This window comes from Thalassospira sp. MBR-102 (assembly GCF_040549275.1).
GTDB lineage: Bacteria > Pseudomonadota > Alphaproteobacteria > Rhodospirillales > Thalassospiraceae > Thalassospira > Thalassospira xiamenensis.
In genome coordinates this window covers 143,378-159,361 of record NZ_JBEPTC010000010.1, presented here as the reverse complement: position 1 = coordinate 159,361, position 15,984 = coordinate 143,378, and the positions used below count along the sequence as shown (strand labels likewise).

Below are 15,984 nucleotides of genomic sequence, written 5' to 3'. Positions count from 1 at the left end.
TGAACCACAAACGGCAAGACCGGGTAAAATGCCCGGCCTTGCCGTTTTTTGCATTTGGCGCTGTTACAGCAGGAAGGTCGCTGCCAACCCAAGGAAGGCAAAGAAGCCAACCACATCGGTAATCGTCGTCAGAAATACCGATGAAGACACCGCCGGGTCGATGCCGGCCCGTTCCAGACCAAGCGGGATCAGCGCGCCAAACAATCCGGCAAACAGCAGATTGATGATCATTGCTGCCCCGATCACACCACCAAGCATGACATCATCAAACCAGAACCACGTCACAGCACCGGTCAGAACGGCAAAGGCAATCCCGTTCAAACCGCATACGGCGACTTCCTTGCGGATAACACGCCAGGCGTTGGTGCTGGTCAGTTCACGTGTGGCAATCGCACGCACGGCAACGGTCAGGGTCTGGGTCCCGGCATTGCCCCCCATCGAGGCCACAATCGGCATCAGAACCGCCAGCGCAACAAGCTGCTGGATGGTTGCTTCAAACACGCCAATGACCATCGATGCCGCAATGGCGGTAAAAAGATTGACCAGCAACCAGGTAAATCGCGATCGGGTGGTATCAAAAATCGCACTTGAAAGGTCGTCTTCCTCGCCAACACCGGCAAGGCGCATCATGTCTTCTTCATATTCTTCATCAATGACGTCAACCACGTCATCGACCGTGATCACACCGACCAGTCGGCCGCTATCGTCGACAACCGGCGCCGAAATAAGGTCGCGCTGACGGAACAGGTGGGCGACGTTTTCCTGTTCTTCGGTCACGACGACCGTGCGCATGTTCTCAGAATCCATGACATCACGGATCAGAACCGGGCGGTTCGTGCGGATAGCCCGTGAAAGCGGCACGATCCCGACCGGGCTGTAGCGCGGATCAACCACGATGATGTCATAAAAATCATCGGGAAGGTTTTTCGCCGAGCGCAGGAAATCGATGGTCTGCCCGACCGACCAGTAATCCGGAATCGCCACCAGCTCGCGCTGCATGATACGACCGGCGGTATATTCCGGATAGGACAGCGCTTCTTCAACGCGCGCACGTTCGATATCGGAAAGGGCACCCAGAAGTTCTTTCTGGTCTTCTTCTTCCAGATATTCGACAACCTCGACCACGTCATCCGAATCGAGTTCGGAAATTGCTTCGGCCACCGCCTCGGTACCAAGCAGCGAAATGACCTCTTCGCGCAGCTCGTCATCAAGTTCGGTCAGAAGTTCCGGATCGAAATCCGGACGGATCAGATCGACCAGCTTGACGCGCTGGCTGCTGCTGGCCCACCCCAGAAGGTCGGCAATATCGGCAAAGTGAAGTTCGGAAATCAGTTCTTCGGCGCGCGATACATCATCGTCGCCCAGTGCATCAAGAATCTCGCGCGCATATTCAGGAGTAAGATCGACATACTCGTCACCAGACGACGTATTTTCTGCCGGACGTTCCAGTTCTTCGACCTGATCCGTCATCTGCCCCTCCCCTGATTGTGTTGCGCGCTAAGTTCGTTCCTGCACTTCAATTAAAAATGCCGTGCCGGACCAGTTGTCCGGCACGGCTGTTTCTGCGCTATCGGTCAGGCCCGGTCAAGGGCCGCGCGATAGCAATGTGCGGTTTAATTGTGTTCCTGACTGCGATTGATGGCATCAACCACGGCAATCGCACTCATATTAACAATCCCACGTACGGTGATCGACGGGCTGACCACGTGGGCCGGTTTGGCCGCACCGACCAGAATCGGGCCAACCGGCAAACCATCGCCCAGCATCTTGACCATGTTGTAGGAAATGTTCGCCGCATCAAGGGTCGGCATCACCAGAAGGTTTGCCGAGCCTTTCAGCATCGAATTCGGGAAAATGCGTGACCGGATTTCTTCGGAAATCGCGGCATCGGCATGCATTTCACCCTCAACCTCAAGGTCGGGTGCCAGGGTACGGATCAGCTGCAACGCATCGCGCATCTTGCAGGCCGATTTGTTTTCATGGCTGCCAAAGTTCGAATGCGAAATCAGGGCGGCCTTCGGCGTAATCCCGAAACGCTTGACCACGTCGGCCGCCATGATCGCGGTTTCCGCAACATGTTCCGGCGTCGGATCAACCGACACATAGGTATCGGTCAGGAAGAATGTACCCTGCTTCATGATCATCATGTTGACGGTCGAGAAGTCGGTAACCCCCTTCTGCACGCCGACAAGGTTCCGCACATAGCGCAGATGACGCAGGAAACCGCCTTGGCACCCGCACAGCATCGCATCGACTTCGCCACGGCGCAGCATCAGGGCGGCAATCACGGTCGGACGGGTCCGCACGATGGAACGCGCATATTCCGGGTTGATACCACGGCGGCCCATGATGTTGTGGAAATCCTGCCAATCCTGTTCGAAATGCGGATTGTCTTCCGGATCATGGATTTCAACCTGTTCGTCCGGGATCAGGCGCAAACCAAGTTCGGCAATGCGTTCAAGGATCACATCACGACGACCGATCAGAACCGGATGACACACACCATCATCAACCAGAACCTGACAGGCCTGCAGAACACGGCGCGATTCGCCTTCGGGATAGACAACGCGTTTTTTCTGCGAACGCGCCATATCAAACACCGGCTTCATCACCAGACCGGACCGGAAGACAAAGCCTTCAAGCTGCTGACGATACGCATCGAAATCCGTGATCGGACGTTTGGCAACGCCACTATCCATCGCGGCTTTTGCCACGCGCGGCGGGATTTCAAGCATCAGGCGCGGGTCAAACGGCTTGGGAATAAGATATTCCGGCCCAAAACGCAGCTCCTGCCCGCCATAGGCAGCCGCCACAATGTCGGAAACCTCGGCAGTTGCCAGATCGGCAATCGCCTCGACCGCGGCAATTTTCATTTCCTCGTTGATCTCGGTCGCGGCAACGTCAAGCGCACCACGGAACAGGAACGGGAAACAAAGAACGTTGTTAACCTGGTTCGGATAATCCGTCCGTCCGGTCGCCATAACCGCATCCGGGCGGATTTCCTTGACCAGTTCGGGTGACACTTCCGGGGTCGGGTTAGCCAGCGCCATGATGATCGGGCGTTCACCCATCTTGCGCAGTTCTTCCTCGCCCATGATGTTCGGCGCCGAAAGACCAAGGAACACATCCGCACCCTCGATCACATCGCTCAGGGTCCGTGCATTGGTGTCGATGGCATATTCCGCTTTCCACGGATCCATCTCTTCCTTGCGCCCCTTGTAAACCACACCGAACCGGTCGGTTACGGTGATGTTTTCGCGCGGCAGCCCCATGGAAACCAGAAGGTTAAGGCACGCAAGTGCGGCCGCCCCGGCACCAGATGCCACAAGGCGTACCTTGCTGATATCCTTGCCAACAACCCGAAGGCCGTTGCGCACGGCTGCGGCAACGCAAATCGCCGTGCCATGCTGGTCATCGTGGAAAATCGGAATGTTGCAACGTTCGCGTAATGCCTTCTCGATAATGAAGCATTCCGGTGCCTTAATGTCTTCCAGGTTAACACCGCCAAATGTCGGCTCAAGGGCTGCAACAATATCGATGAATTTCTGTGGGTCGGTTTCATTCACTTCAAGATCGAAGACATCGATATTGGCGAATTTCTTGAACAGAACCGCCTTGCCTTCCATCACCGGCTTGGATGCCAGCGGGCCAATCGGGCCAAGGCCCAGAACCGCCGTGCCGTTGGAAATCACACCAACCAGATTGCCGCGCGCGGTATATTCGGCTGCGGTTTCAGGGTCTTTGACGATTTCCTCGCAGGCGAACGCGACACCGGGCGAATAGGCCAGCGCAAGGTCGCGCTGGTTTGCAAGCGTTGTGGTTGCCGTAACGGACAGCTTCCCCGGGGTGGGATACCGGTGATAGTCCAAAGCTGCTTCGCGCAGCTTGTCATTTCTGTTTGCCATAAGAATACCTTTTAATTTCAGGTATTTGAGCCAAATTAACCGTAAATTGGTTAAATCCTGATTATTTTGTCTTTAAGTGGGGCGCACAGCGTAAAGTACTTTCAAGCCGGTTTGAAGCATTCAGTTCAAAGAACCGCCCAAACACGACAAGGGTCAGCATTGCATAATTTTCAACGCCACACTGCAACTTTCCTCGTTACCGACCAAATAGCGGTCCCGTTTCATATGGGGATCATCCGAAACGAAAAAACCCGCCATCGCTGGCGGGTTCTTTTCATGACCCTTCCCGAAGGAGGGATCCAGATAATGGTGCGGTCGAGAAGACTCGAACTTCCACGGGGGTTAGCCCACAGCGACCTCAACGCTGCGCGTCTACCAATTCCGCCACGACCGCATATGTCTTGTCTGCAAGCCCGTTGAGGTAATTTTGTGGGCTTGCCTTGGTGCGGAAAGGGAGATAGCAAAAAGGTTACCCCTGATCAAGGGCTCATTTCACTTATTTGACAGGAAAAATGCAAACCATCGCCCCTACCGCGCAAATTCCCGACTGGCGCACCGCCTCCGGGTTGGTTTCCTACCCCGAAGCGCTGGCCGAAATGGAAGCGCGCGCCGAAGCCATCCATGACGGCAAAGCCACGGAACTGGTATGGTTTCTGGAACATCCGCCGCTATATACGGCCGGAACCAGCGCGCATGTCGAAGATCTTGTCGATCCGGATCGCTTCCCCGTCTATGACGCGGGACGCGGCGGGCAATATACCTATCACGGCCCCGGACAGCGCACCGTTTACCTGATGCTGGACTTAAAAAAGCGCGGTCGGGACGTTCGGGCCTATGTCCATAACCTTGAAGAATGGGTGATTCGCACCCTGGCATTGCTGGGGGTTACCGGCGAACGCCGGGATGGTCGGGTCGGTATCTGGGTTGTGCGCGATGGGGGACGCGAAGACAAGATCGCCGCCATCGGTGTGCGGGTGCGACGCTGGGTCACGTTCCATGGCATCGCGATCAATGTTAATCCCGACTTATCGCATTTCGGCGGCATTGTCCCATGCGGCATTTCCGATCACGGGGTCACAAGCCTTGCCGATCTGGGCGTCGATATTTCTATGGCGGAACTCGATAGGCTGTTAAAACAGACCTTTGTCGATGTATTCCCCGGATTCGCAGATGAGTGACAGCCAGAACAGGGGTGCCAGAAACAGCAAAGCCAAACCGGGCAGTTCCCGGAAGATGGGCGAAAGCATCGCCGAAGTCGGCATGGCTGATGCGGAACGTGATATTCTGGCAGAACTCGACAAGGCGCTTAGCGAACATATCTCGCTTCTGCTGGGATGGTGCCGCCGCCTGACCCTGCCCGCGGGCAAACAGCCCCCCACAACAGCCCACGACCATAGCGAAGATCACGATTGCGACTTCGGGGCATGGTATGCGCTTAATCGCCATAACAGGCTCATAGACCAGCCTGCGATGCATGCGCTTGCCACAACCCATGAACAGCTTCATGCGTCCGCCAGACGGCTTCTGGACGGCCACGAGATTGATGGCAGCGTCGACGAAGCCGAATTCGAAATGCTGTCACTGCGCGCCGAATCGTTTTTTGCCCAGCTTCGTCGGCTCGAACGGGCCTTCCGGACCGCACGTTCCGATGTCGACCCGCTGACGGGCACCTATAACCGGCAAACCATGCTGGGCGACCTTGGCAATGAACGCGAACGTTCTGTGCGCACCGATACACCAACCGCGATTGCCCTGGTCGATCTGGATCACTTCAAAGCGGTCAATGACACACATGGCCATCAGGCCGGCGATCTGGTGCTGCAATCGGTTGCCGGTATCCTGCAATCGCATGTCCGCCCGTTCGACAAGGTCTATCGTTATGGCGGTGAAGAATTCCTGATTTGCCTGCCAAATGCCGACATGAAGCAATCCGCACGCGTTCTTGAACGCCTGCGCCGCGTTATCGAAGCATCCCCGGTGACGCTGAATGATGGTACGATTTTGCCGGTCACGGCCTCTATCGGGGCGGCCCCGATGACCAAAACCCGCACGATCGAACAGATCATCGAAAAGGCCGATCAGGCGCTCTATGCCGCCAAGGAAGGCGGCCGGAACAAGGTCCGGGTCTGGCGCAATCCCGATGGCCCCAAGAATACCGGCAAAACCGACGGATCGAAATCCGACGCCTGAGTACCGCAGCCGATATCGAAAATGTGATCGTTTTTAGCGACGCGATCCGGACATGGGATATCGCGTTGAATCCACCGCATTTCTTGCGGGGTAGCGCGCGATTTGCGTCAAAATCTATTTAAAAATCAAAAAATTCTACCAAAGCGCAATCTTGTCTTCACAAGATGGAAACATATCTGCAAACTATAATAATAAAAGGCAGCAGGGTCCGGCGACGGCCCCGAAAACGAGAGAGAAAACGCTGCCTATGGGAGGGAATTCGGTTCGGACAGAACGGAGGCTCCTGATGTCCACTGCGACTGATTTCGTGCCTGGCGATCCCGCCTTGATGCTGACGGTGCTCCGCGGTGCCGATGGCAACCTTGACCAAAGCATCCTGCTTGAACGCATTTTATCCCTGTTTTGCACGGATGATGACGGCAATCAGATCATTGTCGAAGACTCACCCGACTTGCGACGACGCATCAGTAACGCAATTTCGCATCTGAAAATTGCCGGTCTGGTGGACACGGCAACGGATAACAGCCTGTCCATCACATCCCTTGGCAGGGCCATGATGATGGCCTATCCGATGGGGATTGATGATGGGGTATTGTGTTCACTACCGGCCTTTCGCAATCAGATTTACGATACCAATGCCCCGGTTGTGCATGAACGGCACCTTCCCAATCCCGCTTATGGATCGGGTTTCTCGGCGGGACTAGGGTCCCATCGGTTAACCGAGAACCCCTATCCGTCCGACAGCCGCGATCATGAAGACTGGCTGATGGGCTGGGACGAAGCGCTTGATCAAAGCAAACGCGAAGCCGAAACGCTTGTAAGATAGGCAATCATTCCGGCCATGAATGCGGCCCGGCATGAAAATCTGCGACCGGCACCATTTGGGGGAACTAAAGCGTTTTGTGCTTAATCGTTATCGGGTCTGGAATTCGGATTGGCGGCGCGGAAGAACGAAATCACGTTGTCGCTACCAGCGCCGGTTTCGATGTCGGTGTCGGTGTCGGTGTCCGAAGATGCCATATCGACGTCATCGGAATTTTTCCGGCCCCCGGCAACAGCGGATTCGGTTTCATCGCCGGTTTCATCGGATCTAGTATTTTCAGACGGTTCGGAACCACCGCGATAATGGCCATCATGCTGCCTGTCGGCCTTGCGGTCCTCGGCGTCTTTTTTCGTGCGCTCGCCGCGTGTTCGGCCATGCAGGGCACGATTGGCATCGGCCTGTTTTTCCTTGGCTGTGCGCTTCTTCTGCTTGCGCGCCTGACGCAGATTGACAAGATCGCCCATGCGGACGTCCCCTTTCATCGCGGCCTGAAATGACAAACGGGCACCCTGAATGATCAGGGCACCCGCCTGGAAGCTTGGCAAACCGTTGATAAAACCTGCTGCCTCAAACCGCCTTAGCGGACAAAGACATGTACCTCGTTGGCCGAAACCGAGGCACTGGTCGCATCAGAAACACGTACACGCGTGCTGGGCATTCCCATATCTGTCAGGGAACGCAGAACCGATTGCGCATTGCGTTTTGATTTGTTGCTGTTCAGCGCAACCTGCGCCGGGGTACCACGATTCGGCGTTACCGCAACAACATCAAAGCTGGCCTGCGGGCGGCGCTCCAGAACGCGGTTGACCGCGTTATAAAGCGCCTGCTCGTATTTCACGCTCGCGCTGTCGAAACGGATAACCACCAGCGGACGTTCGCTGGCCGATGCCATGCTGGCACCGGCAGATGCCGGTGCAGCCTGTGACTGGAAGACACGCTTGGAAAGCGCGTCACCGAAAATCTCGCCATTCTTGACGGCCAGTGCCAGCGCATTGAGGTTTGCACGCTCGTTGCTGACATAAGACGTCTGACGGGCAAGGCCTTCGCTGATTTCATTCAGAAGACGATCAATCAGAACCGTGGTGCGATTGGTTTCGTCTTCAAGCAGTGCGAGCTGACGGTGATCTTCGTCAACAGCACCGGAAACCTGATAGGCAGACCGGACTGATTCCAGCAGGAAGGTCGACAGGGTCGAATCAGCGGCCACTTTGTTGGCCAGCGAATTCATCGCCGCAATGTCGTCATTCACACGATCAAGTTCCTGCTGCGCAGTATTCCACTGCTGCACCAGAACCGGGTTGCCCGGCGTGGTACCAACCTGCAAACGTGCGCTGATCGCTGCCACAGTCCCGTGATAGGCCTGCGAATTGCGAACTGTCTGCGCACGAAGCTGCTGCAATTCGTTGTTGTGATCATTCAGCGCAGCCTTCAGGCGATTAAGCTCGGACTGCATGTTTTCGACCTTGGACCCGACAAAGGTTCCGGTCTGCGAAATGCCTGTAAGCGGTTGGGAACTGCGCGCAACATCGCTTGATGTCGTAGCATCTGCCCCGCTTGTATCAGCCATTGCTGCTGAATTTTCAGAGCCGGCATTCTCTTCGCCAGCCAAAGTCGGCCAAAGGGCCTCTGAAGAAAAAGAACATCCCCCCAGCAAAAGGGCGGCGCCGATTACGGCGAGGTAGGTTTTACGAACGGCCATTTCGATCTATTACCTAAGTAGGAATAAGCGAATCTCCCTGGGCCTGCTTTTTTATGAATTGAAACAAGCCCCTGCTCCCCCGGGATTGAATGCATCTTAGTCCACGACCACGTGTGGAACAAGACGCATTTGCCCCTTTTTTAGCCATAGTTTGTCATATCGTTGTCAAAAGCAACAAACCGGGGCAGAACAAGGCCCTAGCAGCGGTAAAAAACCTGCATTCGGAAAAAATACGGTTTTTTGAAATTTACCGCTTGCAATGCCCCGCTCGTTTGCATAAGTTCCGCTCCGCCGACGGGGAGCACTCAACGCAAACTGGCGGAAACCAAGGCAAAGCGCCCGTAGCTCAGCTGGATAGAGCATCTGACTACGAATCAGAAGGCCGGAGGTTCGAATCCTTCCGGGCGCGCCATTCAAAGGCCCGACGTTATCGCGTCGGGCCTTTGCCATTTCCGGATCAAAATTTATCGCGCTTTCGCCGTCCGGCCTTTCGGAACGCAGAAATGTGAAGCGGATTACACTTTCAGACCGGTTATCTGCCCTTATTACGCAACTTTTATCCATCATCCTTGCCCCAGCCAGTCCCTCAAACATATCTGGGGAGAACAGCAATCCCGCCCGCAAGGAGACAGGAATGGATATCGGAAAAATTCTCGGTGGCGTACTCGGTTCCGGCAGTACCGGCCAGATCGGCGACCGGATCAAGCAAGCCACTTCCGGCGGATCGACCAGCGGAATCGGCAAGGTACTGGGCAATAGCGGTCTCGTTGGTGGCGCGCTAAGCGGTGGGCTGATATCTGCGGTTCTTGGTTCAAAAAAGGGCCGCAAGATGGGCGGCAAGGTGCTGGCGTACGGCGGCACAGCCCTTGTTGCGGGGCTTGCCTACAAGGCATGGCGCGATTACAGCAACCGCCAGAAACCACAAAACCATGCACGCGACACCGATCTTGCCAGTATTCCAGCCGATAGCGGCTTTGCCCCGGAGCAGGAACGCGGCGAGGATGATGTTGATTTCCGTCTTGCTTTGGTGCGCGCCATGATTGCCGCCGCCAAATCCGACGGACATATCGATCAGGCAGAACACAAACGCATTGCCGCCCAGATCGAACAGTTTGAACTGGGCGCATCGGAAAAGGCGTTTCTGTTTGATGCATTTTCCGCCGATGCCGATCCGCTGGCGATTGCCCGTCTCGCACGCACCAGCGAACAGGGTGCCGAAATCTATCTGGCATCCAGCCTGTCGATTGATCCCGATGAACAGGTCGAACAGCAATATCTTGACCGGCTGGCCGGTTGCCTTGGCCTGCCTGGCGAATTGCGGGCCCATCTTGATACACAGGCCGAAGGCGCACGGCGCGAATTCGCCACCAGATAACAAACCAGCCGACATAACACACAAAGGCCCGGACGATCCCGTCCGGGCCTGACTTTTTTGCGCAAATATATTCTGGCCGATTACATACCCGGCATGATGACGGTATCGATAACGTGGATAACGCCGTTGTCGGCCTCGATATCGGCCTGGGTTACCGTTGCACCGTCAACCATGACACCACTGGTCGCATTTACATCAATGGTGTCGCCCTGAACGCTGGCAACTTCCATTTCCTTGCCCGCGATGTCCGTAGACATAACCTTGCCCGGCACCACATGATAGGTCAGGATGGCCACCAGCTTTTCCTTGTTTTCCGGTTTCAGAAGGTCGTCGACAGTTCCTGCTGGCAGCTTGGCAAACGCATCATCGGTCGGCGCGAAAACGGTAAAGGGCCCTTCTCCTTTAAGGGTTTCGACAAGCCCGGCTGCCTGAACCGCGGCAACAAGCGTCTTAAAGGACCCGGCAGATACAGCTGTATCCACGATGTCGGCAGCCTTTGCCGGAAGGGTTGCCAATGCGAATGCCGCGGCGGTAACGGTTGCGATCACGGTTTTCTTCAAAGCAGTCATGTTTCGAACTCCTGTCCATATGTCGTCGGATGTTCCCGACATTTGTGCTGTCGAAATCCGTACGCACCCTTCGCACCCAACGGATCCATTCTGATCCATCATTTAATTGTGATGACCGCCCGACATCCACACAGGGCAGTCCTGCGTACAGCATCGATTGTGCGTCTTGAAAACGGGAAAAAGCCGGTGCCCGGAAACGGCAAGGAATGCTATGCTTGATGCCATCTTATGATCGCCTCAAGGAGCCCCACGCATGAATGCCAACACGCGCATCACCATTTCCTGCACTGATCGTGTCGGTCTGGTATCGGATATATCCGGTCGTCTGTTTGATATCGGTGCCAATCTGGGGCCGACCAGCTTTGTGCTCGATCAGGGGCGCGCGAATTTTGTCACCACCTGCGAATTGCCCGACACCTGCCCGATCACCGAATGCGAGGCAGCCCTTTGTGAACTGCCGATGGAACAGGCCGAAATCACCGTCGAGGAAATTCAGCCCGCCCCGCTTCTGACCCGCGCACCGGGGGCCACGCACATGATTGAATGTTCCGGCATTGATCAACCCGGCCTGATCGCCCGGCTGTCGGAAATTTTCATCGAATTCAACGCCAATATCGTGCAACTGGCGGCATCGGCAACCGATGAAAAAGACGCGCGCATTTATACCACACGCTTTGCGGTTGCAATCCCGGCCGACCGTGCGGCTGCCTGTCTGGCAACGCTTGCCAACACCGCGGGATCAATGCGCATGCTGTTCGGGTTTGAAGAACTGAAATAGCGTCGCGGCTTACAAGCTTCCGTAATCGTCGACATCAAAGGTCACGTTGCCTTCAACCAGATCGCCGATCTCGATCCCGTCGATTTGAACGCCATAGCTGTAATGTCGACCACCACTGAAATCGACATAAACACCTGTGTCGTTCTGTTCGGCGTGATGGATGAAATCATCAAAATCATCGATGCCGCTTTTTTCCTGGAATGTCTTGCCCAGCAAAAGCCTGTCACCATTTTCGCCTGCTTCGAAATCAGTAATGCGATCGCGTTCCGCCCCACCTTCGAACCGGACCCAGACGAAATTGTCCGACGATGCACCGCCGGTCAGAAGATCATTGCCATCCCCGCCAAACAGCGCGTCTTCGCCATAATCCCCGCGCAGGACATCATGCCCGTCTTGCCCGAACATCCGGTCCGCGCCCCGACCACCTTCCAGAAGGTCGCGACCAGCACCCGCCACTAACTGATCATCGCCGTGATCCCCGCGCATGATGTCCTGACCATCGTTGCCATACATTGCGTCATCACCCATACCACCCTCGATAAGGTCATTCCCGGCGCCGCCATAAAGAAAGTCGTCCGCATTGTGGCCTTTGACAATGTCATCTCCGTCTCCGCCATCGGCATGGGTGCCGTCCGGCGGAAAGAGATCATCGTCATAATACACCTCACCGGCCAGAACCGTGTCATTGCCCTCGCCGCCATATAGATAATCGCCGCCTTCATTACCCAGAATGGTGTCATCACCGGCATCACCGTAAAGGTAGTCGCGATCAGGCTGGCCATATTCCGTGCCAGAAAGGGTATCGTTGCCGTCACCACCATAGGCCGTCGCCCCGGTTAGCGTGTCATCACCGCCCTTGCCATAGATGGTGTCATATCCAAAATAGCCATCAATATTGTTGTCCTGATCGTCACCGATCAAAAGATCGCGATGGCTGGTTCCGAAAATGTCCTCGACATCAATCAGGACATCCCCGTTGGCATCCCCACCTTCGGCAATGCCCGCGCCAAGATCAATATGCACAGCCTCGGCAGACGTCTGATAGCTGATCGTGTCCTGCCCGCTGCCGCCATCAAGGAAATCGGCCCCACGGCCGCCTGTCAGGTGGTCATCACCATCATTTCCCATCAGGGTGTCATTGCCGGTATCGCCGACCATTGTATTGTCACCACCGCGACCAATCATCAAATCATCGCCCCCCGCGCCAAACAGGGTGCCACCGCGCCCCTCCCCACCAATCAGCAGGTCATCATGATTTGATCCGCGTATGTTCAGATCGCGAAGCTCGCTATCGTCGGCAAAGGAAATTCTGTCCCCCTCGGCATCCCCGCCATAACCCTTCATGCTGTCCTGATCGAAGTAAATGGCTTCGGGCGAACTGCCATAGGCAACAGTCGGCGCATAGCGGGAATAGGAAGAGGGAAAAATATCGCGGAAATCAAAGTTGATGGTATCGGCACCGCCGCCACCTTCGACCGCACTTATTTCTCCTTCAAAATAATCGTCTCCGTCAGTACCAATCACGCCCAGCTTCTGGGAGATATGGTCGCCATACTCACCAACAATCAGCTGATCGCCATCCGCATCACCACCACTGACGTCAAGTTCGGCCACCTGTTCGCCAGACGGGGCATCTTCGTTATTGTAGAATTTGAAGGTTAGCGGTTCGCGCGACGTCGCATAGGACAATACGTAATCGTCAGATCGCCCACTGACGAAAAAGCTGTCGGCCCCGGCTCCACCGATCACCGTGTCTGACTGGCTGAAATGGATTTCATCATCACCATCCAGCCCATAAATAATGTCACGACCACGAGAGGTATGGTTCAACACGTCGTCTTCGTTTGTACCGATGATCCGTGCCATGGAAGGCCTCCTGTCGTTGAATGAAACGACTCAACGGTACGCCCTATGGGTGATTCTAAAAAGGAAAATAAAACCTAAAATATAGTTCGATTTTCAACCGGAAATGCGGGTTTTCTGCCAGTAATGGCACGACACCGCGCCAATGACGCCCTTAAACCGCAACCCGGTTACGCCCGGCCTGCTTGGCGGCATAAAGTTTTTCGTCTGCCTGTTTCAGCACCGCCCAGGGATCGTCAACATCGTCGTCACGTTCCGAAAGACCAACCGAAATTGTCACGGAAACCGTCTTGTTTTTGTCGGGCGGGGTAATTCTGGTTGCGGCAATCCGCTTGCGAAGGGCTTCAAGCGGCTCGTGGGCTTTTTCAGCACTCCGTCCGGCAAAGACAACGGTGAATTCCTCGCCACCATAGCGGAAGGCTTTTCCTCCGCCGCCAACGCGCGCCAGTTCGCGGGAAACCTTGCGCAGCACGATGTCACCGACATCATGGCCATAGGTATCGTTGAATTTCTTGAAATGATCGACATCAAGCATGGCAATCGCATACTGGCTGCCAAGTTCGGCCAAGGCATGGCCCAGCGCACGCCGCCCGGGCAACCCGGTCAGATCATCGACAAATGCCATCCGCCAGGCTTCCTGTGCCAACCCGGCCAGAACCACGCCGGTTGCCGCCAGATAACCGAACTTGATAAAACCGGGGCCCATGACAGTTGCCACCGCAATAGCAATGATCGCGGCGGCAAAGCTGGTTTCAAGCGGCCGATGCAATACAAGCAAAATACCGACCGACAGGATCGACAGGATAAGGGCCGGTTGCGGCATGTCGGCCATGAAACTTCCGGTATCGATCAGCCGGTAATTAAGGACCTGATAAAGCGCCGCCCCGACATCGGCCTTGCCGGCCAGCATCAGCATGACAAAAAGCTGCAATCCCAGCACCAGCATCCGCGCAATACCGCGTGGATTAAGAACCCCGCGTTCGGCGGTAAATCCCAGAACCAGCAGATTAACCGGGATCAGATAAAGCGTCGCAATGCGCAGGAATGCCAAACCATCGGCTGAAAATCCGCCGCCATTTCCCACCAGCAACCAGTAGCAGACCAGAAGCAGGATCATGACGAAAACCGCCCGCCCGCGGTTAAACCACCAGCCGATCGCACCGCCCAGAAGGGCCAGAATAAAGGGGCCATATCGCACAAGCCCTGCCAGTTCACCCGGCACCAGCCCCGGTGAAAGCGCAAGCACAAGGCAAGCCCCCAAAATCAGAAAGGGTGCCAGCCCGGCAGAGACAAGAATGGAATAAGCGCGACGCATGGGCGGTTTGGTTCTGCCTGAAATTCCCCCAAGGATACGGAAACGGGCACAGCCGATCCGCAATATTCCGGGTAATCTAACCACTGCGCCCTTAACGGGCCATTGCTTTATGCCTTGTTTCTGCGTTTTTTCTAATCCAGTCGGACAGACCCGCATCAGGGTTGCCTTCCGGTTGGCATCAGACAATGGTCGTGTGCGCAAAATGGCTTGCATCTGTTAGCATGCGCACCATAAATTGGATCAAATTCGCTCTATCTCACTGCGGCGCACAATGACCGCGGGCTCAGAATTCTGTCACGGCGGCCACGGTACGATCCCGAAAACGGGACAAAAGCATTTAACGCCGGAAGCTTGGCCCAGACACAAACAGGCCGATCCTTCCAGAATGACAGGCTTTGGAGAGACGTTACCATGAGCTTCACCACACCGACCCCGGCCCCGGCACGTCTGAACCGGTCCGAACTGGCCGTTCCGGGCAGCCGCATCGAACTGTTTGAAAAGGCCGCCAGATCAAAGGCCGATGCGATCTTCCTTGATCTTGAGGACGCGGTTGCGCCAAGCGACAAGGAACAGGCGCGCAAAAACATCATTGCCGCGATCAACGATATCGACTGGGGCGACAAGGTGCTTTCGGTCCGCATCAATGGTCTTGATACACATTATATGTATCGCGATGTCGTCGATGTGCTCGAACAGGCCGGTGACCGGCTTGACCTGATCATGATCCCAAAGGTCGGCACGGCCGCCGATGTTTATGCACTTGATATGATGGCAACCCAGATCGAGGCCGCCAAAGGCCGCAAAAAACGCATCGGGTTCGAACTGATCATTGAAACCGCCCTTGGCATGCAGAATGTCCACGAAATTGCCGGTGCCTCCAAACGCAATGAAAGCCTGCATTTCGGGGTTGCCGATTACGCCGCCTCGACCAAGGCCATGACAACCGGCATCGGCGGCCCGAACCCGCATTATGGCGTTCTGACCGACAAGGACGGCGACAATCCCCGCGATTATCACTGGGGCGATATGTGGCATTACGCCATTGCCCGCATGGTTGTTGCCGCACGCGCCAATGGCCTGCGTCCGATTGATGGGCCGTTTGGCGATTTTTCCGATCCCGATGGCTACCGTGCGCAGGCCGCGCGCGCCATGGTGCTGGGCTGCGAAGGCAAATGGGCCATCCATCCCAGCCAGATCACCCTTGCCAACGATGTCTATTCCCCGTCCGAGGCCGAGGTCACCAAGGCCAAACGCATCCTTGAGGCCATGACCAAGGCACAGGCCGAAGGTGCCGGTGCCGTCGCCCTTGATGGCCGACTGATCGATATCGCATCCATCAAACAGGCCGAAGTCATGGTCCGACAGGCCGAAGCCATTGCCGCACGCGACGCGGGATAAATCATTACACTCTGCCAAACAAGAAGGGGTGCCGGGCGGCACCCCTTTCCCTTTGTTTTTATGGCAACC

13 protein-coding genes and 2 tRNA genes are annotated in these 15,984 nt (G+C 55.8%); 7 read left to right on the top strand and 8 right to left on the bottom strand.

The window, feature by feature from the left end; all coding sequences use genetic code 11:
• Positions 1-63 precede the first annotated feature (63 nt).
• From mgtE to ABIE64_RS16680, 3 genes are all read right to left on the bottom strand, one after another.
• Complete coding sequence (gene mgtE / locus ABIE64_RS16690) at positions 64-1,470, bottom strand: magnesium transporter (protein ID WP_007088916.1); 1,407 nt, start codon at positions 1,468-1,470, stop codon at positions 64-66.
• A gap of 143 nt (positions 1,471-1,613) precedes the next feature.
• Positions 1,614-3,905: an NADP-dependent malic enzyme gene (locus ABIE64_RS16685; protein ID WP_071239587.1), complete on the bottom strand. Its 2,292-nt coding sequence runs from the start codon at positions 3,903-3,905 to the stop codon at positions 1,614-1,616.
• Positions 3,906-4,212: 307 nt separating this feature from the next.
• Positions 4,213-4,299, bottom strand: a tRNA-Leu gene (locus ABIE64_RS16680).
• Between the two features lie 118 nt (positions 4,300-4,417).
• Between ABIE64_RS16680 and lipB the strand changes: the two genes are divergently transcribed.
• The 3 genes from lipB (at position 4,418) to ABIE64_RS16665 (ending at position 6,921) form a co-directional block, all read left to right on the top strand.
• Positions 4,418-5,083, top strand: a complete 666-nt coding sequence (lipB, locus tag ABIE64_RS16675) for a lipoyl(octanoyl) transferase LipB (protein WP_037988144.1) — start codon at positions 4,418-4,420, stop codon at positions 5,081-5,083.
• The gene (locus ABIE64_RS16670; RefSeq protein ID WP_114093678.1) at positions 5,076-6,095 is read left to right on the top strand and encodes a diguanylate cyclase; all 1,020 of its coding nucleotides are present in this window, start codon (positions 5,076-5,078) and stop codon (positions 6,093-6,095) included. The genes lipB and ABIE64_RS16670 overlap by 8 nt, the downstream gene beginning before the upstream one ends.
• Before the next feature lie 286 nt (positions 6,096-6,381).
• On the top strand, positions 6,382-6,921 hold the full coding sequence (locus ABIE64_RS16665) for a hypothetical protein (RefSeq protein ID WP_354378012.1): 540 nt from the start codon (positions 6,382-6,384) through the stop codon (positions 6,919-6,921).
• Between the two features lie 80 nt (positions 6,922-7,001).
• Here the strand turns inward: ABIE64_RS16665 and ABIE64_RS16660 are convergent, their stop codons facing one another.
• Both ABIE64_RS16660 and ABIE64_RS16655 read right to left on the bottom strand, forming a co-directional pair.
• Complete coding sequence (locus ABIE64_RS16660; RefSeq protein ID WP_354378011.1) at positions 7,002-7,382, bottom strand: DUF4169 family protein; 381 nt, start codon at positions 7,380-7,382, stop codon at positions 7,002-7,004.
• Positions 7,383-7,495: 113 nt separating this feature from the next.
• Positions 7,496-8,617 carry a hypothetical protein gene (locus tag ABIE64_RS16655; RefSeq protein WP_071239592.1) on the bottom strand — a complete coding sequence of 374 codons (1,122 nt, stop codon included), beginning with the start codon at positions 8,615-8,617 and terminating at the stop codon, positions 7,496-7,498.
• A gap of 335 nt (positions 8,618-8,952) precedes the next feature.
• On the opposite strand from ABIE64_RS16655, the gene ABIE64_RS16650 reads away from it, so the two are divergent.
• Positions 8,953-9,029: transfer RNA gene (locus tag ABIE64_RS16650), tRNA-Arg, on the top strand.
• A gap of 222 nt (positions 9,030-9,251) precedes the next feature.
• Positions 9,252-9,992, top strand: a complete 741-nt coding sequence (locus tag ABIE64_RS16645) for a tellurite resistance TerB family protein (protein WP_354378010.1) — start codon at positions 9,252-9,254, stop codon at positions 9,990-9,992.
• A gap of 80 nt (positions 9,993-10,072) precedes the next feature.
• Here the strand turns inward: ABIE64_RS16645 and ABIE64_RS16640 are convergent, their stop codons facing one another.
• Positions 10,073-10,561 carry a fasciclin domain-containing protein gene (locus tag ABIE64_RS16640; RefSeq protein ID WP_354378009.1) on the bottom strand — a complete coding sequence of 163 codons (489 nt, stop codon included), beginning with the start codon at positions 10,559-10,561 and terminating at the stop codon, positions 10,073-10,075.
• Between the two features lie 253 nt (positions 10,562-10,814).
• On the opposite strand from ABIE64_RS16640, the gene ABIE64_RS16635 reads away from it, so the two are divergent.
• Positions 10,815-11,339 carry a glycine cleavage system transcriptional repressor gene (locus ABIE64_RS16635; RefSeq protein WP_007088925.1) on the top strand — a complete coding sequence of 175 codons (525 nt, stop codon included), beginning with the start codon at positions 10,815-10,817 and terminating at the stop codon, positions 11,337-11,339.
• A gap of 9 nt (positions 11,340-11,348) precedes the next feature.
• Here ABIE64_RS16635 and ABIE64_RS16630 read toward each other — a convergent pair whose 3' ends face one another.
• Entirely contained in the window at positions 11,349-13,205 is a 1,857-nt protein-coding gene (locus ABIE64_RS16630) for a calcium-binding protein (protein WP_354378008.1), read from the bottom strand.
• Between the two features lie 151 nt (positions 13,206-13,356).
• Complete coding sequence (locus ABIE64_RS16625; protein WP_354378007.1) at positions 13,357-14,517, bottom strand: GGDEF domain-containing protein; 1,161 nt, start codon at positions 14,515-14,517, stop codon at positions 13,357-13,359.
• Between the two features lie 411 nt (positions 14,518-14,928).
• On the opposite strand from ABIE64_RS16625, the gene ABIE64_RS16620 reads away from it, so the two are divergent.
• Positions 14,929-15,915, top strand: coding sequence for an HpcH/HpaI aldolase/citrate lyase family protein (locus ABIE64_RS16620; RefSeq protein WP_341363247.1), 987 nt, complete (start codon positions 14,929-14,931; stop codon positions 15,913-15,915).
• The last annotated feature ends 69 nt before the right edge of the window (positions 15,916-15,984 follow it).